The 24924-nt window shown below is 55.8% G+C and carries 24 protein-coding genes; 7 read left to right on the plus strand and 17 right to left on the minus strand.

The window, feature by feature from the left end:
• Positions 1 to 44 precede the first annotated feature (44 nt).
• From BWI95_RS03860 to soxR, 4 genes are all read right to left on the minus strand, one after another.
• Positions 45 to 1691: a Na+/H+ antiporter gene (locus BWI95_RS03860; protein ID WP_023478511.1), complete on the minus strand. Its 1647-nt coding sequence runs from the start codon at positions 1689 to 1691 to the stop codon at positions 45 to 47.
• 134 nt (positions 1692 to 1825) lie between these two features.
• Positions 1826 to 3175: a guanine/hypoxanthine transporter GhxP gene (gene ghxP / locus BWI95_RS03865; RefSeq protein WP_042712688.1), complete on the minus strand. Its 1350-nt coding sequence runs from the start codon at positions 3173 to 3175 to the stop codon at positions 1826 to 1828.
• Between the two features lie 299 nt (positions 3176 to 3474).
• Positions 3475 to 4143 (minus strand): glutathione S-transferase family protein, encoded by a 669-nt coding sequence (locus tag BWI95_RS03875; RefSeq protein ID WP_076769037.1) that lies wholly within the window; start codon positions 4141 to 4143, stop codon positions 3475 to 3477.
• Between the two features lie 264 nt (positions 4144 to 4407).
• The gene (soxR, locus tag BWI95_RS03880) at positions 4408 to 4866 is read right to left on the minus strand and encodes a redox-sensitive transcriptional activator SoxR (protein ID WP_076769038.1); all 459 of its coding nucleotides are present in this window, start codon (positions 4864 to 4866) and stop codon (positions 4408 to 4410) included.
• An 80-nt stretch (positions 4867 to 4946) separates the two neighbouring features.
• On the opposite strand from soxR, the gene soxS reads away from it, so the two are divergent.
• The gene (soxS, locus tag BWI95_RS03885) at positions 4947 to 5270 is read left to right on the plus strand and encodes a superoxide response transcriptional regulator SoxS (protein ID WP_042712678.1); all 324 of its coding nucleotides are present in this window, start codon (positions 4947 to 4949) and stop codon (positions 5268 to 5270) included.
• A gap of 1 nt (position 5271) precedes the next feature.
• Here the strand turns inward: soxS and BWI95_RS03890 are convergent, their stop codons facing one another.
• Positions 5272 to 6843 carry an EAL domain-containing protein gene (locus BWI95_RS03890; protein WP_076769039.1) on the minus strand — a complete coding sequence of 524 codons (1572 nt, stop codon included), beginning with the start codon at positions 6841 to 6843 and terminating at the stop codon, positions 5272 to 5274.
• Between the two features lie 778 nt (positions 6844 to 7621).
• Between BWI95_RS03890 and BWI95_RS03895 the strand changes: the two genes are divergently transcribed.
• Entirely contained in the window at positions 7622 to 7903 is a 282-nt protein-coding gene (locus tag BWI95_RS03895) for a YjcB family protein (protein ID WP_023478396.1), read from the plus strand.
• A 36-nt stretch (positions 7904 to 7939) separates the two neighbouring features.
• Here BWI95_RS03895 and BWI95_RS03900 read toward each other — a convergent pair whose 3' ends face one another.
• The 4 genes from BWI95_RS03900 to BWI95_RS03915 are packed head-to-tail and all read right to left on the minus strand — an operon-like array spanning position 7940 to position 11820.
• A complete protein-coding gene (locus BWI95_RS03900) occupies positions 7940 to 8761 on the minus strand; it encodes an ABC transporter permease (protein WP_076769040.1) in 822 nt (273 codons plus the stop codon).
• On the minus strand, positions 8758 to 9591 hold the full coding sequence (locus BWI95_RS03905) for an ABC transporter permease (protein ID WP_076769041.1): 834 nt from the start codon (positions 9589 to 9591) through the stop codon (positions 8758 to 8760). Before BWI95_RS03905 ends, BWI95_RS03900 begins: the two co-directional genes overlap by 4 nt.
• Before the next feature lie 56 nt (positions 9592 to 9647).
• A complete protein-coding gene (locus BWI95_RS03910) occupies positions 9648 to 10796 on the minus strand; it encodes an ABC transporter substrate-binding protein (protein WP_076769042.1) in 1149 nt (382 codons plus the stop codon).
• Between the two features lie 34 nt (positions 10797 to 10830).
• Complete coding sequence (locus BWI95_RS03915; RefSeq protein WP_076769043.1) at positions 10831 to 11820, minus strand: ABC transporter ATP-binding protein; 990 nt, start codon at positions 11818 to 11820, stop codon at positions 10831 to 10833.
• A gap of 152 nt (positions 11821 to 11972) precedes the next feature.
• Here BWI95_RS03915 and BWI95_RS03920 point away from each other — a divergent pair, with 152 nt between their 5' ends.
• From BWI95_RS03920 to BWI95_RS03930, 3 genes are read left to right on the plus strand one after another with little or no spacing between them, the layout of a single operon-like run.
• Positions 11973 to 12734 carry an MBL fold metallo-hydrolase gene (locus tag BWI95_RS03920; protein WP_054803076.1) on the plus strand — a complete coding sequence of 254 codons (762 nt, stop codon included), beginning with the start codon at positions 11973 to 11975 and terminating at the stop codon, positions 12732 to 12734.
• Positions 12727 to 13737 carry a LacI family DNA-binding transcriptional regulator gene (locus tag BWI95_RS03925; RefSeq protein WP_054803077.1) on the plus strand — a complete coding sequence of 337 codons (1011 nt, stop codon included), beginning with the start codon at positions 12727 to 12729 and terminating at the stop codon, positions 13735 to 13737. The genes BWI95_RS03920 and BWI95_RS03925 overlap by 8 nt, the downstream gene beginning before the upstream one ends.
• 9 nt (positions 13738 to 13746) lie before the next feature.
• A complete protein-coding gene (locus BWI95_RS03930; protein ID WP_076769044.1) occupies positions 13747 to 14517 on the plus strand; it encodes an inositol monophosphatase family protein in 771 nt (256 codons plus the stop codon).
• 5 nt (positions 14518 to 14522) lie between these two features.
• Here BWI95_RS03930 and BWI95_RS03935 read toward each other — a convergent pair whose 3' ends face one another.
• The 4 genes from BWI95_RS03935 to BWI95_RS23875 form a co-directional block, all read right to left on the minus strand.
• Complete coding sequence (locus BWI95_RS03935; protein ID WP_054804265.1) at positions 14523 to 15986, minus strand: SulP family inorganic anion transporter; 1464 nt, start codon at positions 15984 to 15986, stop codon at positions 14523 to 14525.
• Between the two features lie 363 nt (positions 15987 to 16349).
• Positions 16350 to 16787: a hypothetical protein gene (locus tag BWI95_RS03940; protein ID WP_054804262.1), complete on the minus strand. Its 438-nt coding sequence runs from the start codon at positions 16785 to 16787 to the stop codon at positions 16350 to 16352.
• A gap of 22 nt (positions 16788 to 16809) precedes the next feature.
• Positions 16810 to 18405, minus strand: coding sequence for a glycosyl hydrolase family 18 protein (locus BWI95_RS03945; protein WP_076769045.1), 1596 nt, complete (start codon positions 18403 to 18405; stop codon positions 16810 to 16812).
• A 224-nt stretch (positions 18406 to 18629) separates the two neighbouring features.
• Positions 18630 to 18758, minus strand: a complete 129-nt coding sequence (locus BWI95_RS23875) for a hypothetical protein (RefSeq protein ID WP_255563494.1) — start codon at positions 18756 to 18758, stop codon at positions 18630 to 18632.
• A gap of 250 nt (positions 18759 to 19008) precedes the next feature.
• On the opposite strand from BWI95_RS23875, the gene BWI95_RS03950 reads away from it, so the two are divergent.
• The gene (locus BWI95_RS03950) at positions 19009 to 19551 is read left to right on the plus strand and encodes a chorismate mutase (protein ID WP_054804264.1); all 543 of its coding nucleotides are present in this window, start codon (positions 19009 to 19011) and stop codon (positions 19549 to 19551) included.
• Positions 19552 to 19616: 65 nt separating this feature from the next.
• Here the strand turns inward: BWI95_RS03950 and ssb1 are convergent, their stop codons facing one another.
• Entirely contained in the window at positions 19617 to 20150 is a 534-nt protein-coding gene (gene ssb1, locus BWI95_RS03955) for a single-stranded DNA-binding protein SSB1 (protein WP_054804260.1), read from the minus strand.
• A 256-nt stretch (positions 20151 to 20406) separates the two neighbouring features.
• Between ssb1 and uvrA the strand changes: the two genes are divergently transcribed.
• Positions 20407 to 23232, plus strand: a complete 2826-nt coding sequence (uvrA, locus tag BWI95_RS03960) for an excinuclease ABC subunit UvrA (RefSeq protein ID WP_042712659.1) — start codon at positions 20407 to 20409, stop codon at positions 23230 to 23232.
• Here uvrA and BWI95_RS03965 read toward each other — a convergent pair whose 3' ends face one another.
• The 3 genes from BWI95_RS03965 to aphA form a co-directional block, all read right to left on the minus strand.
• Positions 23233 to 23586, minus strand: a complete 354-nt coding sequence (locus BWI95_RS03965) for an MmcQ/YjbR family DNA-binding protein (RefSeq protein ID WP_054804259.1) — start codon at positions 23584 to 23586, stop codon at positions 23233 to 23235. It lies immediately after the preceding gene.
• Between the two features lie 3 nt (positions 23587 to 23589).
• Positions 23590 to 24006: a secondary thiamine-phosphate synthase enzyme YjbQ gene (locus BWI95_RS03970; protein WP_023478512.1), complete on the minus strand. Its 417-nt coding sequence runs from the start codon at positions 24004 to 24006 to the stop codon at positions 23590 to 23592.
• A 98-nt stretch (positions 24007 to 24104) separates the two neighbouring features.
• Positions 24105 to 24815 carry an acid phosphatase AphA gene (aphA, locus tag BWI95_RS03975; protein ID WP_076769046.1) on the minus strand — a complete coding sequence of 237 codons (711 nt, stop codon included), beginning with the start codon at positions 24813 to 24815 and terminating at the stop codon, positions 24105 to 24107.
• Between the last annotated feature and the right edge of the window lie 109 nt (positions 24816 to 24924).

Below are 24924 nucleotides of genomic sequence, written 5' to 3' on the forward strand. Positions count from 1 at the left end.
TAGGCCGGATAAGGCGCAGCCGCCATCCGGCATTGCTGTCTTGCTTACTTGTTCTCGATCAGCAGCGCTTCCAGCAGATCGAGGTCGTGCAGCATCTTTTGCAGCGTCTCGTTACTGATCTGCCGCGTGGCGCGCAGGTGATAAAGCTCAGCACGCTCCGAGCGCAGCGCCGCCAGGCGGAAGCGGCGTTCGAGGTTCTCCTCCTGCAGCGTGTTTTCCACATCATTGCGCCCATCGGCGCGGCGGCGCAGGTTACCAATCACCCGCGAACTCACCTCTGTCAGCAGTTGGGTATCGATATTCTCTTCGGTATCCGCTGCCAGGCGCTCTTCCATCTTCTGGATCGCCACAATCGCCACATCGGCGGTCGCCGCGCGCGCCATGCGCTCCTCTTTCTGTTGCTGGGCGTGGTCACGCACTTCGATACGCTGCAACAGCATCGGCAGGGCAATCACGCCGACAAACAGTGAAAAGAGGATCACCCCGGCGGCGAGGAACACCAGCTCATAACGCGCCGGGAAGACATCGCCGGTCGGCAGCAGGAGCGGAATCGACAGTACACCGGCGAGGGTAATCGCCCCGCGCACACCGGCAAAGGTGGCAATCAGCAGCTCGCGGGTGCTCCATGCGCCAAACTCCATCGGCTTGTTGGTCAGGAAGCGACGGCTGAAATTCTTCATCACCCACAGCCAGCCAAAACGCACCAGCATCAGCGCGGCGTAAATCAGCAGGATATCGGTAAACAGCATCCAGGTTTCGACATTGGGATCGGCTTCTGCCGCCACCAGCGAGGACTCCAGAATTCCTGGCAGTTGCAGGCCCAACAGCAGGAACACCATGCCGTTAAAGACAAACTCCAGCATCGACCAGGTGCTGTTTGCGCGCAGGCGCATCGCCAGCGGCGCGCTGCGCATCACGCCAGAGCGGGTGATGGTCATCCCGGCGGCGACGGCGGCAAGAATGCCGGAGAAGCCGATATGCTCGGCAATCAGGTATGAGGCAAACGGCAGCAGGAACAGCAGCACGATTTGTGTGGCCGGTTCGTCCCCGCCCCAGCGGCTGAGGAAACGCAGCGAACGGCCATAGAGCCAGCTGACGGCGAAACCGGCCAGCAGGCCGCCAATCGCCACTTTGAAGAACTCGACGGTGGCGCCGCCGACGGTAAAGACCATCGTGCCCATTGCCACGGCGACCGCGAACTTCAGCGACACCAGGCCGGAGGCGTCATTCATCAGCGCCTCACCCTGCAGGATGCCCATGATCTTTTTCGGGATGCGCCCTTCCCCGACGATGCCGGAGAGTGCCACAGCATCGGTTGGCGACAGCACCGCAGCCAGCGCAAAGGCGGGCACCAGCGGAATACCTGGCACCATCCAGTAAATTAAGAAGCCGATACCCACCACGGTGACCAGCACCAGCGCCAGCGCGAGGCCAAATATCTCGCGCCCGTGCTCAAGGAATTCGCGCGTCGGCGTTTTCCAGCCGTCGGCAAAGAGCAGCGGCGGAATAAACAGCACGAGGAAGAGTTCCGGGTCGAACTCAACGTGCAAACCGAAGGTCGGTAAGGCGAGTAACGCGCCGATGGCGATCTGCATCAGCGGTAAGGGGATTTGAAACGGCAGAACTCGAGTGATAACACCGGAGAGCGATACCACAAGGGTCATGATGAGAATGGTAAAGAAGATTTCCATGCGTTCCCTGTTTGCAGTGTGTTGTTATACCCGCATCAGACCTGAGACGGGGCCTTTCAGCTTAACGCAAAGCAACCGGGCTGTGGGCAAAAAAATGGGCAACCGAAGTTGCCCATTGTCCGAATGTTTAATGATTAGATAGCCCAGCCGCCGGCATAAAACGCTACCAGCGCGATAGCGATCACCACGGTGCCGATGTTCAGCTTGCGCCATTCACCCGATACCACGCGGCCAATCACCAGCGAAGCGAAGCCGATCATAATGCCGGTCACGATGTTACAGGTCAGCACGATAAACACGGCGGTAATGAGGCCCGACATGGCGTCAACGAAGTCGGCGAAGTCGATTTTCGCCACGTTGCTCAGCATCAGCAGGCCTACATACATCAGCGCTGGTGCGGTGGCGTACGCCGGCACCAGGTAGGAGAGCGGAGAGAGGAACAGGATCAGCATAAACAGCACGCCGACGGTGATCGCCGTCAGGCCGGTTTTGCCGCCCGCTGCGGTGCCCGCCGCCGATTCGATATAGACCGCAGCCGGCGCCGCGCCAACCAGACCAGAGAAGACGCTGCTCAGGGAGTCGGTGGTCAGCGCTTTGCCGCCATCGATAATCTGCCCATCTTTATCCAGCAGGTTCGCCTGCCCTGCGACCGCGCGGATGGTGCCGGTGGCGTCAAACACCGCCGTCATCACCAGCGCCAGCACGCTTGGCAGCACCACCGGGTTGAGCGCGCCCATAATATCGAGGCTGCCGATCAGCGAGTTGCCTTTGTCATCGCTCAGGGATGGCATGGCGAAAATACCGGAGAAGTGCACGGTCGGGTCGAAAATCAGGCCGACAACGGAGATGCCGATAATGGTCAGCAGAATGCCGCCCGGCACTTTTAGCTTCTCCAGACCGATAATCACCGCCAGGCCAATCAGCGACATGATCACCGGGAAGCTGGCGAAGTGACCAAGGGCAACCGGCAGACCATCAATCGGATTTTTAACCACAAGGCCAACGCCGTTGGCGGCGATCAGCAGCAGAAACAGGCCGATACCAATACCGGTGCCGTGCGCAACGCCCTGCGGCAGGTTACGCAAAATCCAGCTGCGAATGCCGGTGGCGGAGATAACGGTAAACAGCACACCCATCAGGAACACAGCGCCGAGTGCAACCGGGACGCTGATCTGCTGGCCCAGCACCAGGCTGAACGCGGTAAAGGCGGTAAGTGAAATCGCACAGCCGATGGCCAGCGGCAGGTTGGCCCACAGCCCCATCACGATGGAGCCGACACCGGCGACCAGACAGGTGGCAACGAAGACGGCAGCCGGCGGGAAACCGGCTTTGCCCAGCATACCGGGCACCACGATGACGGAGTAAACCATCGCCAGGAAGGTGGTTAAACCGGCCACAATCTCCTGACGAACGGTGCTGCCACGGGCAGAAATTTTGAACAGTGCGTCAAGCGAACTGCCGGTACGCGCAGATGGCGTAGACATAGATACATCCCCTGAGAATTTTATTGTGCGTTGGCATGCGTGGTGGACAGTCCACTGCCGGTCAAACGTCTTCTCCCTGTGCTGCGTTGTGACAAGGGGTCACAAAAAAGCAAACGTTTAACTCCGCGCATCCGACGGGTGGTCAAAAAAAGGCAAACGATTATCCAGCGTTTAGACGCCGCTTTTCAACCAAACTTTGCCGCTTTCTGTCAAATATCGCCGAAAGCGGCTAAGAACTGCCCGCCGGATGCGCAAACGTTATCGTCGATGCGCAACTTTGCAACATTCTACGAACATTCTCACTCGCCGGGCAGCGAGAAGGGGCCGCCCTGTTCAATGGCGCGTTTCCAGGTTGGCCGCATTTCAACGCGTTTCTTCCACGCCTGCAGATTGGGCAGATTCTCAATGCCGCCGCGCGACAGCAGGGCGAACACCGGGAAGCTCATCTGCACATCCGCCATGCTCAGTTCATCACCGGCAAACCACGGGCGGTGCGCCAGCTCCCCTTCAATAAAGCGCGCGTGGGTCTCCAGCTGCTTATTTAAAAAAGCATTCTCGATCCCTTTCCCGATAAGCTTGCCGACGCTGCGCACACCGAACGGCACCGGCGGTTTGCCGAGTTGCCCTACCACCAGCTTCATTAATAGCAGCGGCATCAGCGAGCCTTCCGCGTAGTGCAGCCAGAAGCGGTAATCGATCTTCTGCTGTGCATCGTGCGGCTTGAAGCGCTGCTCCGTGTCGTAGGTCTCTTGCAGGTATTCGAGGATCGCCCCCGATTCGGCGAGGATAAAGCCGTTATCCTCCACCACCGGCGATTTTCCCAACGGGTGAATTTTTTTCAGCGCGTCCGGTGCCAGCATATTTTTCTGCCGCTCATAACGCACGATATTGTAGGGAACGCCCAACTCTTCCAGCGCCCAGAGGATGCGCTGCGAGCGCGATTTATTCAGATGGTGCACTGTAAGCATGATTCTCTCCCGCATTTATATTCGTTTTAACTATAGAGAAGCGCGGGCAAAGCGCCGAAAAAATCATAATGAAAGCGCTTAAAAAACGAGCAGAGAGGCGATGAGCTTCTATACTTATTTTGTCAGCACAAACCGGAACCTTACTCGCTACACAAGGGGTGTTGATGTCGGGGGAAACCCTCCCGTTTCGATGCGGGATAGAGCGAAAGACAATGACCGGAAAACGACTAAAGCGCCCCAGCGGGCGCTTTAGTTTTTTTAAGTTCACTCATCTTCCAGCAACCGCGCGCCAGGCCCCTGTTTGCCCAGCGTATCGCCAGGGTTGCGTAGCGGGCAGTCGCTGCGCGACAAGCAGCCGCAACCGATACAACCATCCAGTTCGTCGCGCAGAGCGACCAGCGTGTGGATACGTCTGTCCAGCTCTTCGCGCCACTGGGAAGAGAGCGCTTTCCACTCTTTTTTACTCAGCGTGTGCCCTTCCGGCAGCACGCCAAAGGCCTCGCCAATGGTCGCCAGCGGAATGCCGATACGCTGCGCGATTTTGATAATCGCCACATGGCGCAATACATCACGCTGATAACGCCGCTGATTACCGGCATTGCGCGAACTCTTTATCAGCCCTTTGCTTTCATAAAAGTGCAGCGTTGAGACGGCAACCCCGCTGCGCTTCGCCACTTCACCGGGGCTGAGAAGGGCTTTGATTCGCGGCGTTTTCTTTTCCATAAAACCTCTTTACCTCAAGTTAACTTGAGGAATTATACTCGCCCGCAGACAAAACGACGAATCGGGAAAGAGGAAGCTTTATGTCCCATCAGCAGATTATTCAGACCTTGATTGAATGGATTGATGAACATATCGACCAACCAATGAACATTGATGTTGTCGCCAGAAAGTCAGGCTATTCAAAGTGGTACTTGCAGAGGATGTTCCGCACGGTGATGCATCAAACGCTTGGGGAGTACATTCGCCAGCGCCGTCTGCTGCTGGCCGCCGAAGCGCTGCGCACCACTAAACGGCCGATTTTTGATATTGCGATGGATTTGGGTTACGTCTCGCAGCAAACTTTTTCGCGCGTCTTCCGCCGCGAGTTTGATCGTACGCCAAGCGACTATCGCCACCAGGCGTAACTCACTTTAGCGAAGGCGGCTGCTGCACCCAGCGTTTAAACTCCTGCGGCGGCAGCGCTTTCGCAAAGTGCCACCCCTGGCAAAACTGCACGCCGCGCTTAAGCAGCCAGGCGACCTGCTCTGCCGTCTCCACCCCTTCCGCAATGATCTTCAGCCGCAAGCTCTGCGCCATATCAATAATATGTTCCGCAATTAAGTGGCTGGTGCTGTTAGTGGAGAGCGTGTCGATAAAGGATTTGTCGATCTTCAGGATATCGACGTTCAGCGAGTAGAGGTTGTGCAGGTTGGAGTAGCCGGTGCCGAAATCATCGATCGCCACTTCATACCCCGCCTGGCGAAACGCCTGGATCACCGGCGTGGTTTTTGGCACATCGATAAAGCCACGCTCGGTCACTTCAATTTTGATCTGCTCGGCGCGCACCGCATAGTCGCGCGCTTTGTTGGCAATCAGCGAAATTAAGCGCGACGAGTGGAAGTCAGAGGCCGACAGGTTGATGGAAATATAGAGATTCGGCACCACCGCCAGAAAATCCCCTAAATCATTGAATACCTCATCGACGACATAATCCGTCACGCGCTCAATCATGCCCTCTTTTTCCGCCAGCGGAATAAACTCCGTCGGGCTCATCACCTGACCGTTAAAACCCGGCCAGCGCAATAGCGCCTCGGCGCCAACGCAGGTACCGTTTTTAATATCAATAATAGGTTGGTAATGAAGGCGAAGCTGACGACGGGTTAAAGCGCGGTGGAGCCTGCGGCGTGGGGAGGTAATTTCCCGCCGTGTTCGCGTCCAGATAAAAAAGATCAGCGCACTACAGACCATCCCTAACGGCAGCGTAAAGACCGCCTGCCGGTAAAGGGAGTGGAAATAGTTTTCGCGCGACGTCGAAACAATAATGGCGATAGGCCGTGAGGGTGCATACGCAATGGTATAGAAGCGATCGCCCAGTAAGAAAGAGCTATCCTGGCGGTGGATTAGCGATGCAAAGGTCTTCAGGCGCGCGTTCTTACTGAGCGAGAAAAAGCCGCCGGAGCGCGTATCGTAAACGCCATACGCTAAACGCGGATCGTCTGATGTCACATCGCTATAGGTCAGCGGGTTAATCACCGCGACATAATTTCCCCGCTGCACGTAGACCATTTTATAGCCAGCATAAAAAGGGGTGTCGCGATAGTAATAGAGCGCCGTGCCATGCTTCCCTTCATAATCCGCTGGTGAAATAGCATACGATTGCGCGGGGGTAACGGCGCTGGAACATAAAAAGTGGTTGCCCTGGGCATAAATAAGATCGGCGACATACTGGCTGCCATGAACAATATTAAGCATCACGTCGCGATGTTGCGGCGTACACGGCGTGCCGCGATAGTTTTCTGCCGCGCGGCGTACGCTATCTGCCTGCTGGATAACAAGATCGGTTTTATTCAGCGCCTGGCGGGCAAATGCGCGCAGGTGCGTGCGCGTCTCTTTTACGGCATGGATATGCGCAACCCATAGCGAGATCATTACCGGGATAAGAACCACCAGTATCATTCCGCTAATTCTGAGCATTTTATGAGGCACACTGAGCTTCATGTCCGCCGAAATCCATGCATTTTATGTGCCTTTTATATTGTTGGGCAGGAGGCTTTTAGAAACAGGTGATTACGTTGCATCAAACCCTGATCATTAGCAACTGACTTTTCTCTTCCGGATCCTGATATTTAACGATGCTGAGAATATTCCACCGTAAGGCAAACTAAAAGTGTGCCCCTGGTTTTATATTTAACTAAATATTTCGTCCTGCCGTTCCCTAAGGCGAAACGACCGGGAATAAGAGGGAGTGACCATATAGGTAATAGAGTGCCGACATTGGCTATTTTTCACTCAAATATCCGGCTAAAAGTAGCCATAGCATAAACCGGTGCTTAATAGTTAAGTCATAATGTACTCACGCTTAATAATATAAGCAGGCTTAATTATCTGGCGAAAAACAGGGCAATTTATAAGGTGGCGCGTTTCCACAATCAGAACATCCTCATGACCACGGTTATCGCGATTTTGTCGTTTTATTGCTGCGCTTATGTAAAATTTATTTTTTATTTCCCGGCAAGAGTAAGTTAAATAAAAATATTCAATGTGCGCGATCTCACCCGGCGACGATAATGTTGCGACCCGCTTTTTGCCGACTTAAAAAACTAAAAAAGCTCTCTTTTTGTACTGGTGAATAAAACAGCAAATGTGATAGAGTTCACAAATTCCGTGTATGCGGAACCCCACTTTTACATTGTTGTGTTAACCCGACGGACAACTGCTTTCGCGCGCTGCGCAGGCCTTTGCTCGCCAGGTGTTTGATTCTCCTGAGGATAGTAAGATGGCAACCCTTACCACCAGCGTGGTGCTGTTCCGCTGGCAGTTATTGAGCGCACTTTTAATGTTTATGGCCAGTACGCTGAACATTCGTTTTCGCCGTTCAGATTACTTTGGGCTTGCGGTGATCAGCAGCGGCATGGGGCTGGCAGCCGCCTGCTGGTTTGCCACCGGCCTGCTTGGCCTGTCGGTGATGGATTTCGCCAAAATCTGGCAACACTTTGCGTCGGTGTGGGAAGAGATGACCCGCAACGCACCGCCAGAGTGGCCGATGGTGATGACCTGATAAGCAGCCGGCCCGGATGATCCCCCCAGCAAAGCGCTATTTCCCCAGCTTTGACAGCATCTCCGGGCGCATAAATTTCTGAATAACCAGCATAAAGAGCACCGACGGCACTAACAGGATCAGCGCGGTAATCGACGAGATCTGATAATTCCCGGACATGCTGGCGGTATAGAGCAGGATCGGCAAGGTGGTGATATCCGGCGCGCCGACAAAAAAGGTGGCGGTGAACTCATCCAGCGACTCCAGAAAGACGAAGATACTCGCCGCAATCAACCCTGGCGCCGCCTGCGGCAGAGTAATGTGGAAAAAGGTATAGAGCGGCCCGGCACCCAGATTGCGCGATGCCCTCGCCAGCAGCGGATCGAGTGACGAAAACGCCGCAACGCTGATCCAGATTGAGTAGATCAACCCATGCACGCTGTGCACCAGCACCACCCCGGCAATCGTGCCGTTTAATCCCCACTGATAAAAAAGCCGCGCCACATTCATATAGACCGTTAAATTCGGAAAGGCCTGCGGAATCAAAAAGAGCAGCATAAAGAAGGCGCGCCACGGCATTCCTCGCTGCGCAAGCGCGTAACCCGCCGGCACCGAAATCAGCAGACAGACCAGCACCGACAGCAGCGCAATCAGCACGCTTACCCCCAGTGAACCGGAGATGTCGCTATAGGGGCTAAATACCTGGTTCCAGTACTTCAGACCCCACTGGCTCGGCAGCGCATGGGGGAAAAACCAGCTCTCCGCCACCGTCCAGATCAGTAAATTAAGCAGCGGGCCAAACAGCGCCAGCACCAGGAAGGTGAGCAGCAGCGTTTGTAAAAGAAAGCTGCCGCGAATTTTTTGCCGTAACCTGTTCATGCCTGCTCCCCTTTTGCCCGCAGCGTATGGCGTAAATAGAACCACGACAGCGCGGCGCAAATCAGATAAGAGATCACGCCCATCGCGTTGGCGACCGGGTAATCACCGTACGAGTTGACGCGAAAAGCCATATCCACCGTCATCATGGTCGGCGTGCCGGTGCCAATCATCAACGGTACCGAAAGTACCGACATCATCGTCACGGTCGAGAGCACCATCGCCACGCCGATAGTCGGTAAAACCTGCGGCAAAATAATGTCCAACAGGATACGAACGCGCGACGCGCCGAGGTTTTGAGCTGCCAGAATATGGCTGCGATCGACCGCCGCCATCGCCCCGCAAATCAGCAGGGTTGAGAAGGCCATCTGTTTCCAGACGAAAGTAATAATGATCCCGCTCCAGCCGAGCAGCGAGGTGGTCTCTGTCGGCGTTAACAGCCCGGCGGCCACCAGCGCATTGTTCATCAGACCGTTTTTCGCCAGAAAGGTACGCATCATCTGCGCCGTAACGATAAAGGGAATAAAGAGCGGCAGGCGGTAGAGAAAAGCGAGCGCCCGGACAATACCCTGCCAGGGTGAGAGCACGATGATGGCGGAAATCGTTATCGACAGCAGTGCGAGGATCGCCAGCGACACCAGCACAATGATCACCGTAAACAGGATATCGCTGGAGTAGAGCGAGAACATCTTCGCAAAGTGCGCCAGCGTTAACGCATGGGTCTCGTCGGTAAAAGCCGAGATCAGCGAATAGCCGAGCGGCCAGAGAAACAAAACCGCGATGGTCAGCGTTGCCGGGCCAACCAGCAAAAGGGATTTCATCGTATGTCGCATGGTAAACCTGAATAGTCACAAAAACGCCCGGATCGGCGATCCGGGCATGGGGTTAATCAGTTCGATACCTGACGCTCGTAGCCCTCTTTGATATCGGTAAAGTACTGATTAATGGGGAAGCTTTTACCGTAGCGGCTCAGCGTTTTCGGTGAGATCTCGGCGAACAGTTTCTGCCAGGTCGCCGCGTCCAGCTTCTCTTTGACATATTTCGCGTCAATGCCCGGATACCAGTTGAACTGCTTCACAATTCCCTGCGCCTGCACCTCCGGGCTGGTCGCCAGCGCGATAAACTCCTGCGCCAGTTTGGCCTGTGCGGCATGTGCCGGTACCACGTAGTACATCGGCTGGCCCGGCATGCCCGGCGCGATTAACGTCAGTTTGATGGAGGGCGGCAGCTTGCCCTGATCCCGCCAGCTGTAGAACATATCGACCCATACTGGCCCCATGGCGATCTCGCCCCGGCTCAGCATATCGAGTGTGCCGGCGTTGCCCGGTGTGAAGGTGACGTTCTGGTTGAACGCTTTCAGTTTGGCGAAGGCCTGATCCCAACTCTTTTCAACGCTTTTATCGTAGGGTTGCGCCGACAAGCGCGCGGCATCGGTGCCGTAGGCGTAGATCCAACCGACCACAAAACTGACGCCGGACATGCCGTTTTTAATGCCGTTATAGCCAAATGCCTTCGGGTTTTTCGCCGACCACTGCACCAGCTCGTCATAGGATTTCGGCGGTGTGCTCACCAGATCGCTGTTATAGGCAATCGCCGTCTGGCTAAGGAACATCGGCATCACATAGCCATCAACATTGACGCCCAGCGCATTTTTCGCGTTATCGGCGCTGACCAGCGAACCGGTATTAATGGCTGCGCGATACTTATCCAGCAACCCCTTCTCTACCAGCTGACCGCCGACCGCCTGATGCACAACGGCAACGTCGATATCCCAGCTTTTCGCCCCACTCGCCTGCTGTGCGCTCAGCTTTTCGAGGATTTTGTTCGACCCGGCATCGCCAGGTCCGGTGCCGACAACCTGCACTTTTACCCCAGGATGCGCGGCTTCAAACTTCGGCCCAAGCCACGTTTTTACGTAATCCACCATATTCTGATCGCCTGCCGTTGCCACATTGAGCACCGTTTCAGCTTGTGCGCCCTGCGCGACAGCGCCCAGACCGAGCGCGGCGATAACCGCCAGTTTCGTTGTTACGGACATGTTTTTCCCCTAAAAGAAGACCTGTTGGTTGGCATTAAAAAGTGGTCGCAAAGCGATGCAGCGCCGGTGCCGGGATATGCAATTTGACCGGCGTTTGCACAGGCCAGCTCTGCTCGGCGTCGGCAAGCAGGATCTGCCCGTTGCAGCGCACGCTGTGGCGATAGTGATGACCCAGAAACGCGCTCTCCTCCACGACACCCTCGAGCACCAGGCCCTGCGGCAAGTCGTATTGCGCGGTTGCGGGCAGCAGCTGGACATCTGCACTGCGGAAATAGAGGCGTTTATCGCTGCTCTGTTGTTCAATCAGGCAGTTATCGGCCCCCATAAAATCCGCGACGAAGGGCGTGGCCGGGTGGTGGTAGATCGCCTCCGGTGTGCCAATCTGCTCAATGCGCCCCTGATTAAGCACCGCAATGCGATCGGCCATTACCAGCGCCTCTTGCTGGTCATGCGTCACAATCAGCGAGGTAAAACCGAGGCGCTTTTGCAGCGCTTTAATCTCATGGCGCACATTGAGGCGCACTTTGGCATCAAGGTTTGATAACGGCTCGTCGAGCACCAGCACGTCCGGTTCTATCGCCAGCGCACGGGCGAGGGCAACACGCTGGCGCTGGCCGCCGGAAAGGGCCGTGACTTTACTCTCGGCATAGGGTTCAAGATTGACGATGCGTAATAATTCCCGCACCCGCTGCTGGATATTCTCTTTTTTCCAGCGCCGCACTTTGAGGCCATAACCAATATTTTGTGCCACGGTGAAGTGAGGCCAAAGCGCATAACTTTGGAACACCATGGTGATATTTCGCTGCTCTGGCGTGAGGTGCGTAATATCCCTATCGTTAATTGCCACCGTACCCGATTGCGCGGGGATAAAACCGCATAATGCATTGAGTAGCGTCGTTTTTCCGCAGCCGGATGGGCCAAGCAGCGCAATCATTTCACCCTTTTCGACGGATAAATGAATATCGTGCAGCACCACTTTCTCGCCATAGGAAATTTTTAGTTTATCGATATGCAAATAACTCACGGGCGATCCCTTGTTGCGCATCTTATTTAGCAATGAACACGTGTTCATTTATTTGTAAAAAAAATGCAACTTTGTAGCGACATGATGTGAGCCTACTTTGTCCGCTATTTGTGACAATTTGATTAAGTGATAACGCTTTTTAGCGAGGCGACATGAAAATAGATGTGCTGGGGTGCGGGAGCGCCTTTTCGCGGCAGCAAAATACGTCCGCTATTCGGGTCATCGACCGGCAGAAGCGCCAATGGTTGATTGACTGCGGCCCCACTATTCCGCGCGCGCTCTGGCAGCGAAATCTGGAGATTAACGAGATTGACGCCCTCTACTTTACCCACGTGCACCCGGATCACTGCACTGGCCTGACGGCACTGCTCAATCACTGGAAAAGCTTTCAACGGCGTAAACCGCTGATTATCTGGTCGCAGCGTGAGCAGCGCCCGGTACTGATGCAGCTGGCAAGCCTGGCAAACTGGCCGCAGGCAGAACTGGGTTTTCCGATTGAGTGGCGCGACAGCGAAGCCGCGTTTCACTGGCAGGGTTGGCAGATCCACACCGCCTTTACCCACCATGAAATTCCCAATCTCGCGCTGCGTATTGAAACTGATGGGTGCACGCTCTTTTACAGCGGCGATGGTCGTCCGACGGCAGAGAGTATCGCCCTGATGCACAATGCTGACCTCGCCTTCCAGGAGTGCGCCTCGTTGACGGCGTTAGGCAGCGACGCCTCCCATGGCGACTTTCCCGATTGCCTGGCGCTCTATCAGCAATTACATCTGCCCGCGCTCGGCTTATACCACTGCAACGATGCTGCCCTTGCGGCATTAGCAGAGGCATGCGCGTCCTATCCGGGGCTGTTTCTTAGCGAGGATGGCAGGCAGTTTGACCTTCTCACCCAGCAGGCGGCCCATTATGGCTAAACAGACGGTCACCGCCGAGGATGTGGCGAAACGGGCTGGCGTTTCCCGCGCGGTGGTCTCGCGGGCGCTGAGCAGCAACGGCAGTATCTCGCCCGCCACGAAAGAGCGGGTACTGCGTGCCGCACAGGAGCTGGGCTATCAGGTCAATTTCCTTGCCCAGGGCTTAAACCGCCAGCGCAGCCACCTGATTGGCGTGATTGTGGCGCGTATTGCCGATCCGTTTCGCAGCCGCCTGCTGGAGGAGCTGCTGCATGAAATTCAGCGGCGCGGCTACCAGGCGCTGGTCACCGAGATTTCCGGCGAGCAGGATCTGGTTGCTACGCTGCGCCGTTTTACCCAGTTTCGCGTCTCGGGGGTGATTGTCACCTCCGGCCAGCCGCCGCAGGCGATTGTGAATGAGTGCGTTAACCTGCACATCCCGGTGGTGGGCATCAACCGCGACCCCGATATTCCGCTGGTCGATTTTGTCTGCTCCGATAACCGCGCCGGAGCGCAGCTGGCAGCAGAACAGCTGCTTAGCGCGGGCTGTCGTCGCTTCGGCTGGCTGAATACTCACGGCTCAACCTGGGCGGGACGCCGCCGGGGTGAGGCCTTCTCCCAGGCTTTAGAGGATGGCGGCGTCGATACGGCGCAGCAGCTACAGATCATCATGGCGCATGAAGAGGGTTATGCGGGCGGTTGGCAGGCAGCGCTAGCGCACGACGCTGAACTGCCTGATGGCATTTTTTGCGCCAATGCTCAGCTAGCCTGCGGCTTTCTCGACGGCATGCGCCAGCGCGGCAAACAGGCACCGCACGATTTCCATCTGATCGGTTTTGATAACACGCCGCAAAGCGGGCAGTTCAGCTACCAGTTAACCACACTGCATCAAAACACCACGGAGATCGCCCACCGTGCGCTGACGCGTCTGCTGGAGCGGGCGAAAAATCCGTTGCAGCCTTCCCACGTCGAGTGGGTTAAGGTGGAACTTATTCATCGACACACATCGCCACGCATTGGCTAAGAGCTATCTATGACAGAAGAGTTTACCCACGCGCTCTGCGCGCTGATTCGCCGCCTCGGCCTTGAGGCCAAACAGCTTCGTGATAAAGGGCTGACCGTTGAGCAGAAAGGTCGCCAGGATTTTGTCTCGCAGGCGGATGTTTATGTCGAGACGCAGCTGCGCGAGTGGCTGAAGGCACAGCGCCCGCAGGACGGCCTGCTTGGCGAAGAGCGCGGGCTGGAGCCGGGCAGCGAGGGAACATGGGTTATCGACCCGATTGATGGCACCACCAACTTCATTCTTGGTATGGATTACTGGTGCATCTCCGTCGCCTGGGTGCACGATAACCGCATCGAGCTTGGCATTATCTACGCGCCAGATCGCGAAGAGTTTTTCTTTGCCCGCGCGGGCCACGGCGCGTTCCTCAACGATCGCCGCTTGACCCTGACAGAACCCTCGCCGGATGCCGTGGTGCTCGGCGTCGGGCGCTCAAGCCGCCGCGCGCCGCGTGAATATACCGATGCGCTGGAAAAACTGCTCGATCAGGGCGTGGAACACCGCCGGTTTGGCGCCGGTGCGCTGATGCTGGCGCACGTCGCCGCAGGGCTGGTGCACGGCTATTACGAAGCGCACCTGCACAGCTGGGACGCGCTGGCCGGGCTGGTGCTGATCAGTGAAGCGGGCGGTCGGCACAACGACTTTCTTGCTAATGATGGCTTAACCAACGGCAACACGGCGTGGGCCGCCACGCCAGCAGTGTGGCAGCAGCTGCAACCGCTGCTGCTGCCGTCAGGGAAGTAACTTACTTAGCGGGCAGGCCACTGGTTGAGATCGATTCCGCGCTGCGGCGCGGTTTTGGCAAACTCCCGCAGCACCGCTTTCACATCCGGATCGAAGTAATCGACATTCTCATGCTCAACCACCACCACGCTGCGCTCCGGGATCTTCGCCAGTAATGCCTGTAGACGGGGGTTATGCAAAAAGGTCAGGTTCTGCTGAATGCGCAGCACATAGTGATCGCCCCGACGTGCAAGCTGCAACGCATTGCGATGGCAGTGGTAGAGGCTAAGCGCCATCTGCACCGCCAGCCCCAGCGCAATCCCCATCAACATACCGAAAACAATAATCCCCGCGACGGTGGTAAGAAACGGCACATACTGTTGATACCCGGCGCGAAACTGCTCGATAAAGAGGCGCGGTGTCGCCAGCTTATAGCCAGTGTAGAGCAGCACGGCGGCAAGGCTTGCCAGCGGGATCACCGATAACAGCTCTCCGAACCACAGGCCACACACCAGCAGCAGTACGCCGTGCAGCAGCACCGAGAATTTGCTTTGCGCGCCGTTGCTGACGTTGACCGAACTGCGCACAATCACTGCGGTGATCGGCATTGCGCCCACCAGGCCTGAGAGCAGGTTACCCGCGCCCTGCGCCACCAGCTCTTTATCCGGCGACGGCGGCGGGTTCTGCGGACGTAGCTTCTTCAGCGCCTCCTGGCTAAGCAGGGTTTCGAGGCTGGCCACCAGCGCCAGCGTGATCGCGACCGTGTAGACCGCCGGGTTTTGCCAGGCGCTCCAGTCCGGCCCCTCCAGTTCGGCCATCAGATCGTTAAGGGAGCCAAACTCCGGCAGGGTGATGCGAGGTAACGCGGGAAGCAGATGCGGCGCAAAGTAGCTCAAGGCAATCACCATCACGCTGCCGAGCAGCACCGCCACTAGCGGTCCGGGGATCCAGCTCAGGCTTTTGATCCGCTTCATTGCCGCCGAGTCCCATCCCCATAACAGGAGCAGGCCGCCAGCCGCGACGAATAACGAGGTCAGCGAAACGGTAAAGTCACCGCTGAAGAGCTGGCCTAAACCGCTCTCCTCCACTTCACCAAGCGCGACCGGGATCTGCTGCATAATCAGCAACAAACCGATCGCCGCCAGCATCCCCTTAATCACGCTACCGGGCACCAGCCCGATAAACCGCCCGGCGCGCAGCAGGCCCATCGCCAGTTGCAGCACGCCTGCCAGCACCAGTGCGAAGAGAAAAGCGGAGAAGGAGCCGAGCGACTCCACCGAAGCCACGACAATGGTTACCAGCCCGGCAGCCGGGCCGCTGACGGCAAAACGCGACGGACTTAGCGCGGTGACCAGTAGCCCGCCGATGATCCCGGTTAGCAGGCCAACAAAGGGCGGTAGCCCGCTGGCGTGGGCGATGCCCAGGCAGAGTGGCAGCGCCACCAGAAAAACGACTACGCCTGCCAGTGTATCCTGGCGCAAGGTGGCGATGGGAAGAGAAACGGGCCAGCAACGGTTTTAACCTTTTCACAGTGCGACTCCCTTATAGACGGTGAACAAAATCTGGCTGGTTTGATGCGGGAACTTTTACTACTAGCACTGTCGGCGGAAATATAATCCTAAGGAAAATCTTATTGTGGATTTAAATTAGTAAAAAAAGTCTGAATGTAAAATTATGAAAAATAAATTCGCGCGAAATATACAGATATCAAGAAAATATTGAGCTTATTGATAACTTGATAAACAGTAGGGTTTAATTCCGGCATATAACCAGATGATAATAAAGTTATATCACTGCGCTGTTTAAATATAAGCAATAATTACTTTATTAGAGACACTGCCATTAGCAGGGAGTTATGTTAGCTCCCGCTTTGCATGGCGGCCAAAATCACTATCTTTGAGCAGAACCTCCAGTGCTTCAAGCGCCGCAGGGTGCTGTTTATTTTGACAAATCAGTGAGAACGCAGCATGTTTAAACAGGATGTAAGCGTCCCCCTGAATAATGCTCAGCGCAAAGGCGATCTCTTTCTCATTCACAGTTAATAACGCAAGGGTATTAATGCAGTTGACAATCAGGCTGTCATCTTCAATAGCATCATGATTAATTATCTGAACCAGCGCCTCTTTAATAAACGCATCGTCATACTCGCCATGATATAAGCCGAGGATCTTTACCGCTTCGATGCGGATATCGTCATCACCGCCGCTATCCGTGGCAATATCAAGCAGCGCTTTTGCTGAACTGCGATCGAGTATTTGATTAAAACCGCGCAGGGGTGTGCCTCCGTCCATGGAAGCACGGTTCCAGGCAACTCTATTTCACGACCTTATCCCAGGCCATCTGCCAGGCGCTACCGGCACCCGGCGCGTAGGCGCTGGCAAGCCCTGCACACCAGCCGGTGTAGGGATAGGGTTTGCACTGATACAAATGATTGTCGCTGCCGAGCACAATATCTCCGGCTTTATACGCATGGCCGGCGGCATATTTCGGGTAGCTCTGCTGATCCGGCGTATCGTCACCGTGATCGGTTGTCATGACGTTTAATACCGCCGACAGAAGGGATTTATTCCCCGCCTTATCAATGGCATTTACGCTGTAGGCGTAGTTACTGTTCGCCGTCAGATCGTCATCGGTATAGGTATTACCGCTGGCATCAGCCACTTTCTGCTGATTGCGGAACACTTCATAGTGATCCACGCCCGAGCCGCTATCGGTGGAGGCTTTCCAGGTCAGATGCACGCTGGTGGCGGTCGCCTGCGCGTTCAGCCCGGTGGGAACGCCCGGCGCAGTGGTGTCTTTCTCCGGCGTCTCAATCACGCTGCCATCGTGGATCAGCTGTGTGTAGGCTTTGCGGAACTGCCCGTTGTAAGGCACATGATTGACGTTTTCGCCCTCATCCCAGTTGATGGACCAGGTCATTAACCCTCTGAGCGGCAGCCCCTCTTTTTCCATATCGGCGAAGAGGCGGTAAACATCCTGCGGGGTTTTAACAAACCCGGTCGCGGCAGCAGCACCATTACTCGGCAGGCCGATGACTAATTTGCTGGAAGGGATTTTTACCGCAGAGAGGCCGTGCTTGTCGGTAATGATCTCTTTGCTGAAGTGGTAGAGAAACTCATATTTTTTGCTGTCGTCATTCTGCGCGTAATTCACCCACCAGCCATCTTTCGTGGTGTCGTCTGGCTGAAAACCAATCCCAAACGCGCCCTGGTTATAGAACTGCGGTGCGATAAAGTCGTAATACCCTTCGAGGCTGTTAATGTATTTCTGGTACTGCGGATTCGCTTTGGTCAGATAGGGAATTTCTGGCGCCATACTGATAATAAAGTGTTTACCCTGCTGCTGATAATGGTCACGTACTTTTTTCAGCGCCGCCGGAATAACGGTTTCGTTATCGGCTTTTTTAATCGCGCTCTGTTCGAGATCGATATCCAGACCGTCGAAGCCATATAAATCAACCAGTCGGATAATTTCGTCGGCAAAATGTTGCGTATCGCCATTGGCTTCGTGCAGCTCAATATGCGCATCCGCGCCGCCAAGGGATAACAACACCGCCTGGCCGCGTTCATTCAGCGCAGCCACTTCCGCGCGGAAGCTTTGATCGGTGCCGTAGTAGGGGATAAAAGTCGGCATACTTTTGCCATCTGATGACTTCATAAAGGAGGCCATCACCACGTTAAAGGCTTTCGGTGTATCTTTTAATGCCAGCTTCAGCGGGTAGCCCTGCTCATAATCGCCGGAAAAACCCTGATCCCAGTTGTGCCAGTAGCCGACTAATAATTTTTTGCCTTCAATGGAGGGCATGGTATCGGCGTAATCGGTGTTAGCGAATACAGGGCCGCTCACGCCCACCATCCCCGCCAGCGCCAGCGAGGCGAAAACATTATTCATCTTAAATATGCTTTTCATGATAATCCCTTAAATATGATCCACGCAGATCGAATGATAAATATCGGGTGCAAAGTACAAACAATGAAAATCATATTAAAGGCTACCAGGATAATTTCATTATTTAAGTGACAGGAAGATTCTGCTCTTTATTTGGCGAATTTTATTGTGATAAAGAATTTTCTGGATAAGTAAGCTATTGTGCCAGATATACGTATGCTCTGTTTCGTACCGCTTTTTATTTATCAGAACATGGCGCGCAGCAGTGCGCGCAGGAAAGTGCGGATTTCCATTGCCAGATCGCTGTGTGAAAGGCTGAGAAAAAGCATCAGCAACAGAGTGATGATAACGATAAGCGTGACCCGGGTTTTCATCGCGATTTACCTCCTGCTTGCCGAAAAAGTGTGGCCGCTTCAGCGTGCGCTATTTCAGGTACTTGCACCAGCGTACATTGTTAACGGTGTAATAAAACGAAACGGTAATTTCATTTCGTGATTACAATTTTTTAATATAATCACGCCGCCACAGGATGTGAGAGGCTCATTTGCCTGACACGGTGGTTTAACAGGAAGCGCGCACTGCAACTTGAGATACACGCCCATCTATCGACTTCGGAGAGTGATTATGGACTACAAGTTTTACTCCGCCGTGGTGATGCTCGCCACGCTCAGCTTCTCCGCCGCTGCGGCTGTCACGGCCGATGCCTCACTCGGCAAACTGATTAACGAGCGGCTGTCATGGATGAAAGACGTCGCAGGCGCTAAGGCACAGCAGCACCAGGCCATAGAAGATTTGGCTCAGGAGCAGAAAGTGCTGGCGCGCGCCGTTATCGACGCCGAGTCGCTGGGGCTGGACGGTGAGAGCGTGAAGCCCTTTATTCAGGCGCAAATGGATGCCGCGAAAGCGATTCAGTACCGCTACCGCGCTGACTGGCTGGCGACACCGGAGACAAGCTGGCAGCCGCGCCCGCTGAATGAGGTGCGAAAACAGATAAGCGAGCTGAGCGATCGTATCCTGCGCAAAGTGGCGGAACGCCTGAAAGCCAGCGGCAAGCTGACCGAGGCCGATAGAGAGGAGTTTATGCGCACGGTGCAGCAGCACAACTTAACCGGGCAGGATAAAGCGCATATGTGGCAGGCGCTGGAATCGATTTCGCTGAAAGCGTAAAGCAAAAGACCCCGCCGGAGCGGGGTCTTCTCGTTCATATTACGACGCCAGAGAAAGGCGCTAAATCAGAACGGGATATCGTCGTCGAAATCCATCGGCGGTTCGTTGTTAGACGGTGCCGGGGCTGACTGCTGCTGCGGACGAGACTGCGCGCCGCCGCTGAACTGGTTGTTGTTGCCCTGCGGCTGCTGAGGCTGACCCCAACCGCCCTGCTGCTGGCCGCCACCTGCCGGTGCACCGCCGCCGCCCTGGCGACCGCCCAGCATCTGCATGGTGCCACCAACGTTCACCACCACTTCGGTCGTGTACTTTTCCTGGCCGGACTGATCGGTCCATTTGCGGGTGCGCAGCTGGCCTTCGATGTAGACCTGAGAGCCTTTACGCAGATACTCACCGGCGACTTCCGCCAGTTTGCCGAACAGCACAACGCGGTGCCACTCGGTCTGCTCTTTCATCTCGCCAGTCGCCTTGTCACGCCACGATTCGGACGTAGCCAGCGTAATGTTGGCAACTGCGCCACCACTCGGCATATAGCGTACTTCCGGGTCCTGGCCCAGATTACCGACGAGAATAACCTTGTTTACGCCTCTGCTGGCCATGATCGTGTCTCCTGAAATCGTTTCGTAGTAGTGTAAACGCGCGAGTGTACCATTTCCACGTAGCATTTTGATAGCTGCGAAGCAGGTTCCAGACATCGTCCGCGAAGTGCGTATTTTACACACTTACGCGGAAGTTGCATTCCTATACTGTATATTCATTCAGGTTAATTTGTGTCATAATTAGCCGTTTGTGATCGCCGGTTGTCCTTCAAACACACCGGGCATTACGTGTTCCACCGGGTAAAAGGTGAATGGATTGGATAAGATAGAAGTTCGGGGCGCGCGCACCCATAATCTCAAAAACATCAACCTCGTCATCCCTCGCGACAAACTGATTGTTGTCACCGGGCTGTCGGGTTCGGGCAAATCCTCGCTGGCTTTCGATACGCTCTATGCAGAAGGGCAGCGTCGCTACGTCGAATCGCTCTCTGCGTATGCCCGCCAGTTCCTGTCGTTGATGGAAAAACCGGACGTTGACCACATTGAAGGTCTCTCGCCTGCCATCTCTATTGAACAGAAGTCGACATCGCATAACCCGCGTTCCACCGTCGGCACCATAACCGAAATTCACGATTACCTGCGCCTGCTTTACGCACGCGTTGGTGAGCCGCGCTGCCCGGATCACGGCGTGCCGCTGGCGGCGCAAACCGTCAGCCAGATGGTGGATAACGTGCTCTCGCAGCCGGAAGGCAAACGCCTGATGCTGCTGGCACCGGTGATCAAAGAGCGTAAAGGCGAGCACACCAAAACCCTCGAAAACCTGGCAGGCCAGGGCTATATCCGCGCCCGTATCGACGGCGAAGTGTGCGATCTCTCCGATCCACCGAGCCTCGAACTGCAAAAGAAACACACCATTGAAGTGGTGATTGACCGCTTCAAAGTGCGCGACGATCTCACGCAGCGCCTGGCGGAGTCTTTTGAAACCGCGCTGGAGCTTTCGGGCGGTACGGCCATCGTTGCCGATATGGACGATCCTAAAGCCGAAGAGCTGCTCTTCTCGGCGAACTTCGCCTGCCCGATTTGCGGCTACAGCATGCGCGAACTGGAGCCGCGTCTCTTCTCGTTCAACAACCCGGCGGGTGCCTGCCCGACCTGCGACGGTCTTGGCGTTCAGCAATATTTTGACCCTGACCGCGTGATCCAGAACCCGGAGCTGTCGCTGGCTGGCGGCGCTATCCGCGGCTGGGATCGCCGTAACTTCTACTATTTCCAGATGCTGAAGTCGCTCTCTGAGCACTACAAATTCGACGTCGAAGCGCCGTGGGAAAGCCTCAGCGCCAACGTGCAGAAAGTGATTCTGGCAGGTTCCGGCAAAGAATCGATTGAGTTCAAATACATGAACGATCGCGGCGACACCTCCGTGCGCCGCCATCCGTTTGAAGGCGTGCTGCACAATATGGAGCGCCGTTACAAAGAGACCGAATCGAGCGCGGTGCGCGAAGAGCTGGCGAAATTTATCAGCAACCGCCCTTGCGCCACCTGCGAAGGGACGCGTCTGCGTCGCGAAGCGCGCCATGTTTACGTTGAAGATACGCCGCTGCCGACCATCTCTGATATGAGCATCGGTCATGCGATGGACTTCTTCACCAACCTCAAACTTTCCGGTCAGCGTGCAAAAATCGCTGAAAAAGTGCTCAAAGAGATTGGCGATCGTCTGAAATTTCTCGTTAACGTCGGCCTGAACTACCTGACGCTTTCCCGCTCGGCAGAGACCCTCTCCGGCGGTGAAGCGCAGCGTATTCGTCTGGCAAGCCAGATTGGCGCAGGCCTGGTCGGCGTCATGTACGTGCTGGATGAGCCTTCTATCGGCCTGCACCAGCGCGACAACGAACGTCTGCTTGGCACCCTTGTGCACCTGCGTAACCTCGGTAACACGGTGATTGTGGTTGAGCATGACGAAGATGCTATCCGCGCCGCGGATCACGTGATCGATATCGGCCCTGGTGCCGGTGTGCACGGCGGCCAGGTGGTCGCGGAAGGCCCGCTGGAAGCAATCATGGCGGTGCCGGAATCGCTGACCGGCCAGTTCATGAGCGGCAAACGCAAAATTGAAGTGCCGAAAGAGCGTGTGAAAGCCGATCCGCAGCGCGTGCTGAAGCTGAGTGGCGCACGCGGCAACAACCTGAAGGATGTGACGCTGACGCTACCGGTTGGCCTCTTTACCTGTATCACCGGCGTTTCCGGCTCCGGCAAGTCAACGCTGATTAACGATACGCTCTTCCCGCTCGCCCAGCGCCAGCTTAACGGCGCGACGATTGCCGAGCCTGCGCCTTATCGCGATATTCAGGGGCTGGAGCACTTCGACAAAGTAATCGATATTGACCAGAGCCCGATTGGCCGTACGCCGCGCTCCAACCCGGCGACCTACACCGGCGTCTTTACGCCCGTGCGTGAACTCTTCGCTGGCGTGCCGGAGTCCCGTTCACGCGGCTATACGCCGGGTCGCTTCAGCTTTAACGTCCGCGGCGGGCGCTGTGAAGCGTGCCAGGGCGATGGCGTAATCAAAGTTGAAATGCACTTCCTGCCGGATATCTACGTGCCGTGCGACCAGTGCAAAGGCAAGCGCTATAACCGCGAAACGCTGGAGATTAAATACAAGGGCAAGACCATCCACGAAGTGCTGGATATGACCATTGAAGAAGCGCGTGAGTTCTTCGACGCGGTTCCGGCGCTGGCGCGTAAGCTGCAAACGCTGATGGATGTCGGCCTGACCTATATTCGTCTCGGCCAGTCGGCCACCACCCTTTCCGGTGGTGAAGCCCAGCGCGTGAAACTGGCGCGCGAGCTGTCGAAACGCGGTACCGGGCAGACGCTCTATATTCTTGATGAGCCGACCACTGGTCTGCACTTCGCCGATATTCAGCAACTGCTTGAGGTGCTGCATCAGCTGCGCGATCAGGGCAACACCATCGTGGTGATTGAGCACAACCTCGACGTGGTGAAAACCGCAGACTGGATTGTCGACCTGGGGCCAGAAGGCGGCAGCGGCGGCGGCGAGATCCTCGTCTCCGGCACACCGGAAACCGTTGCCGAATGCGAAGCGTCGCACACGGCACGGTTCCTGAAACCGCTGCTCAGCTAGTCAGACGGAGAGCTGTTGCCGGATCCCCTCCGGCACCAGCTCCATCGCCTGCTGATACGAGGCGTCCACCAGGTAGTAGATTTGCGAGTCTGGCAAAGTGCCGTCCAGATAGACCGTGCTCCAGTGCGCTTTATTCAGATGGCGGCTGGGGCGCACATCGCTGTGCTGATCGCGCAGCAGTTCCGCCAGCGCCGGGCTGGTTTTCAGCGCGACCGCCGGGCGATCCTCAATCTCTTTCACCATCGCAAACAGCACGTCGGCGACCTTAATCTGCGTCGCTTTCCAGTCGCTGTGCACGCTCTGCTCCGCGCCAGGCTTGGCCATGCAATATTGCAGTAACTCCGAAATTGTCATCGTTTATTCCCCTTGTAGTGTCGCGATAATCCGCCGCGAACCGCCGTGGATGCGATGCTCTCCCAGCCAGATCCCCTGCCATGTCCCCAGCAACACGCGCCCATTCTGCACGGGCAGCATCAGCGACACGCCAAGCGTCGATGATTTGATATGCGCAGGCATATCATCCGGCCCTTCATAATCATGCTCATAGGGCGCATTGTCCGGCACAGCACGTAAAAAGTGGCGCTCCATATCCTGGCGCACCGTGGGATCGCAATTTTCATTCAGGGTGAGAGAAGCGGACGTGTGCTGAAGCAGCAGGTGCAACAAACCGGTTTTCACGCTCTTAAGCGCAGTAATCTGCCCGAGCACCTCATCAGTGATCAGGTGAAAGCCGCGCGATTTCTGGCTAAGCGTAAGCGTCTGTTGATGCCACATAAACTGCTCCTTATCAAAAATGAACCTCTGTAAGTGTGCAGCATGTGGCCAAAAGGGGAAACCCGACGCCCTTTTTTTCTCTAAAAAAGGGCGCTGGATTAATAGTCGGAGTCGACAATCACCTCTTCACCAAACGCACCGGCCTGCGGCAGTGGTTGGTAGGTTGAGTTCGCGGCGCGCAGCACGCGGATCGGGCGCGCTTCGCTTTCACGCGCGGCGGTGATGTCACCGTCAGAGTCGCCGTAATAGATGCGGATTTTTTTGTCCTTCAGCCACTGCACCTTGTTGTTCTGGCCCGGCTGATCGCCGGCAAAAATCACCGGGTTCATATTGGCAGCGGGAATATGAAAATCATCCTGCAGAGTTTTGCTCACCGTCTCGGTTTTGGTCTGGCTACGGCCGGTGATAAAGAAAATGGTATCGCCACGTTTAACGTGCATGGCGATCAACTGGCGCGCGACCTCTTTGGGAATGCTGAACTCATCCCAGCCGTTATTCATCTTTTCCCAGAATTCCGGGTTGTGCAGATAGGCATCGCTATCCGGAGACCAGGTTTTCTTGCCGCGCCAGAAGCCGGGGCTGGAGAAGAGCACGGTATCGTCGATATCAAACCCTACCGCCATTGGCGGGCGTTCAACCAGCGAGCTTTCGATTTGCGCTACGGAAACCCAGTGTACCGCCGCCTGCTCAGAGAGTTTTGCAACGTTAGTGCCCGTTGAAACCGGCGTCGGCACCGAGGCGTAAACCACCGCGCTGCTAAAGGCGGCCCACAGGCAGAGCGCGCCGAGCGCGTGTCTGAACTTTTGCATAATTTTCCCTGCTTCTTAATGCTTTAGTTTTTATAAATGAGGTGAATAGTCTTAAACCTGAGTGACCATAACCGCAGGGCGAGGCGAAACAAAGTTTTTTCTGGGAAAT

This window comes from Kosakonia cowanii JCM 10956 = DSM 18146, from assembly GCF_001975225.1.
Taxonomy (GTDB): domain Bacteria; phylum Pseudomonadota; class Gammaproteobacteria; order Enterobacterales; family Enterobacteriaceae; genus Kosakonia; species Kosakonia cowanii.

Excerpts from the sequence above, each read along its gene's own strand:
- BWI95_RS03860 (WP_023478511.1), bottom strand. The coding sequence starts at position 1,691 with ATGGAAATCTTCTTTACCATTCTCATCATGACCCTTGTGGTATCGCTC.
- ghxP (WP_042712688.1), bottom strand. The coding sequence starts at position 3,175 with ATGTCTACGCCATCTGCGCGTACCGGCAGTTCGCTTGACGCACTGTTC.
- BWI95_RS03875 (WP_076769037.1), bottom strand. The coding sequence starts at position 4,143 with ATGCTTACAGTGCACCATCTGAATAAATCGCGCTCGCAGCGCATCCTC.
- soxR (WP_076769038.1), bottom strand. The coding sequence starts at position 4,866 with ATGGAAAAGAAAACGCCGCGAATCAAAGCCCTTCTCAGCCCCGGTGAA.
- soxS (WP_042712678.1), top strand. The coding sequence starts at position 4,947 with ATGTCCCATCAGCAGATTATTCAGACCTTGATTGAATGGATTGATGAA.
- BWI95_RS03890 (WP_076769039.1), bottom strand. The coding sequence starts at position 6,843 with ATGAAGCTCAGTGTGCCTCATAAAATGCTCAGAATTAGCGGAATGATA.
- BWI95_RS03895 (WP_023478396.1), top strand. The coding sequence starts at position 7,622 with ATGGCAACCCTTACCACCAGCGTGGTGCTGTTCCGCTGGCAGTTATTG.
- BWI95_RS03900 (WP_076769040.1), bottom strand. The coding sequence starts at position 8,761 with ATGAACAGGTTACGGCAAAAAATTCGCGGCAGCTTTCTTTTACAAACG.
- BWI95_RS03905 (WP_076769041.1), bottom strand. The coding sequence starts at position 9,591 with ATGCGACATACGATGAAATCCCTTTTGCTGGTTGGCCCGGCAACGCTG.
- BWI95_RS03910 (WP_076769042.1), bottom strand. The coding sequence starts at position 10,796 with ATGTCCGTAACAACGAAACTGGCGGTTATCGCCGCGCTCGGTCTGGGC.
- BWI95_RS03920 (WP_054803076.1), top strand. The coding sequence starts at position 11,973 with ATGAAAATAGATGTGCTGGGGTGCGGGAGCGCCTTTTCGCGGCAGCAA.
- BWI95_RS03925 (WP_054803077.1), top strand. The coding sequence starts at position 12,727 with ATGGCTAAACAGACGGTCACCGCCGAGGATGTGGCGAAACGGGCTGGC.
- BWI95_RS03930 (WP_076769044.1), top strand. The coding sequence starts at position 13,747 with ATGACAGAAGAGTTTACCCACGCGCTCTGCGCGCTGATTCGCCGCCTC.
- BWI95_RS03940 (WP_054804262.1), bottom strand. The coding sequence starts at position 16,787 with ATGGACGGAGGCACACCCCTGCGCGGTTTTAATCAAATACTCGATCGC.
- BWI95_RS03945 (WP_076769045.1), bottom strand. The coding sequence starts at position 18,405 with ATGAAAAGCATATTTAAGATGAATAATGTTTTCGCCTCGCTGGCGCTG.
- BWI95_RS23875 (WP_255563494.1), bottom strand. The coding sequence starts at position 18,758 with ATGAAAACCCGGGTCACGCTTATCGTTATCATCACTCTGTTGCTGATG.
- BWI95_RS03950 (WP_054804264.1), top strand. The coding sequence starts at position 19,009 with ATGGACTACAAGTTTTACTCCGCCGTGGTGATGCTCGCCACGCTCAGC.
- ssb1 (WP_054804260.1), bottom strand. The coding sequence starts at position 20,150 with ATGGCCAGCAGAGGCGTAAACAAGGTTATTCTCGTCGGTAATCTGGGC.
- BWI95_RS03965 (WP_054804259.1), bottom strand. The coding sequence starts at position 23,586 with ATGACAATTTCGGAGTTACTGCAATATTGCATGGCCAAGCCTGGCGCG.
- BWI95_RS03970 (WP_023478512.1), bottom strand. The coding sequence starts at position 24,006 with ATGTGGCATCAACAGACGCTTACGCTTAGCCAGAAATCGCGCGGCTTT.
- aphA (WP_076769046.1), bottom strand. The coding sequence starts at position 24,815 with ATGCAAAAGTTCAGACACGCGCTCGGCGCGCTCTGCCTGTGGGCCGCC.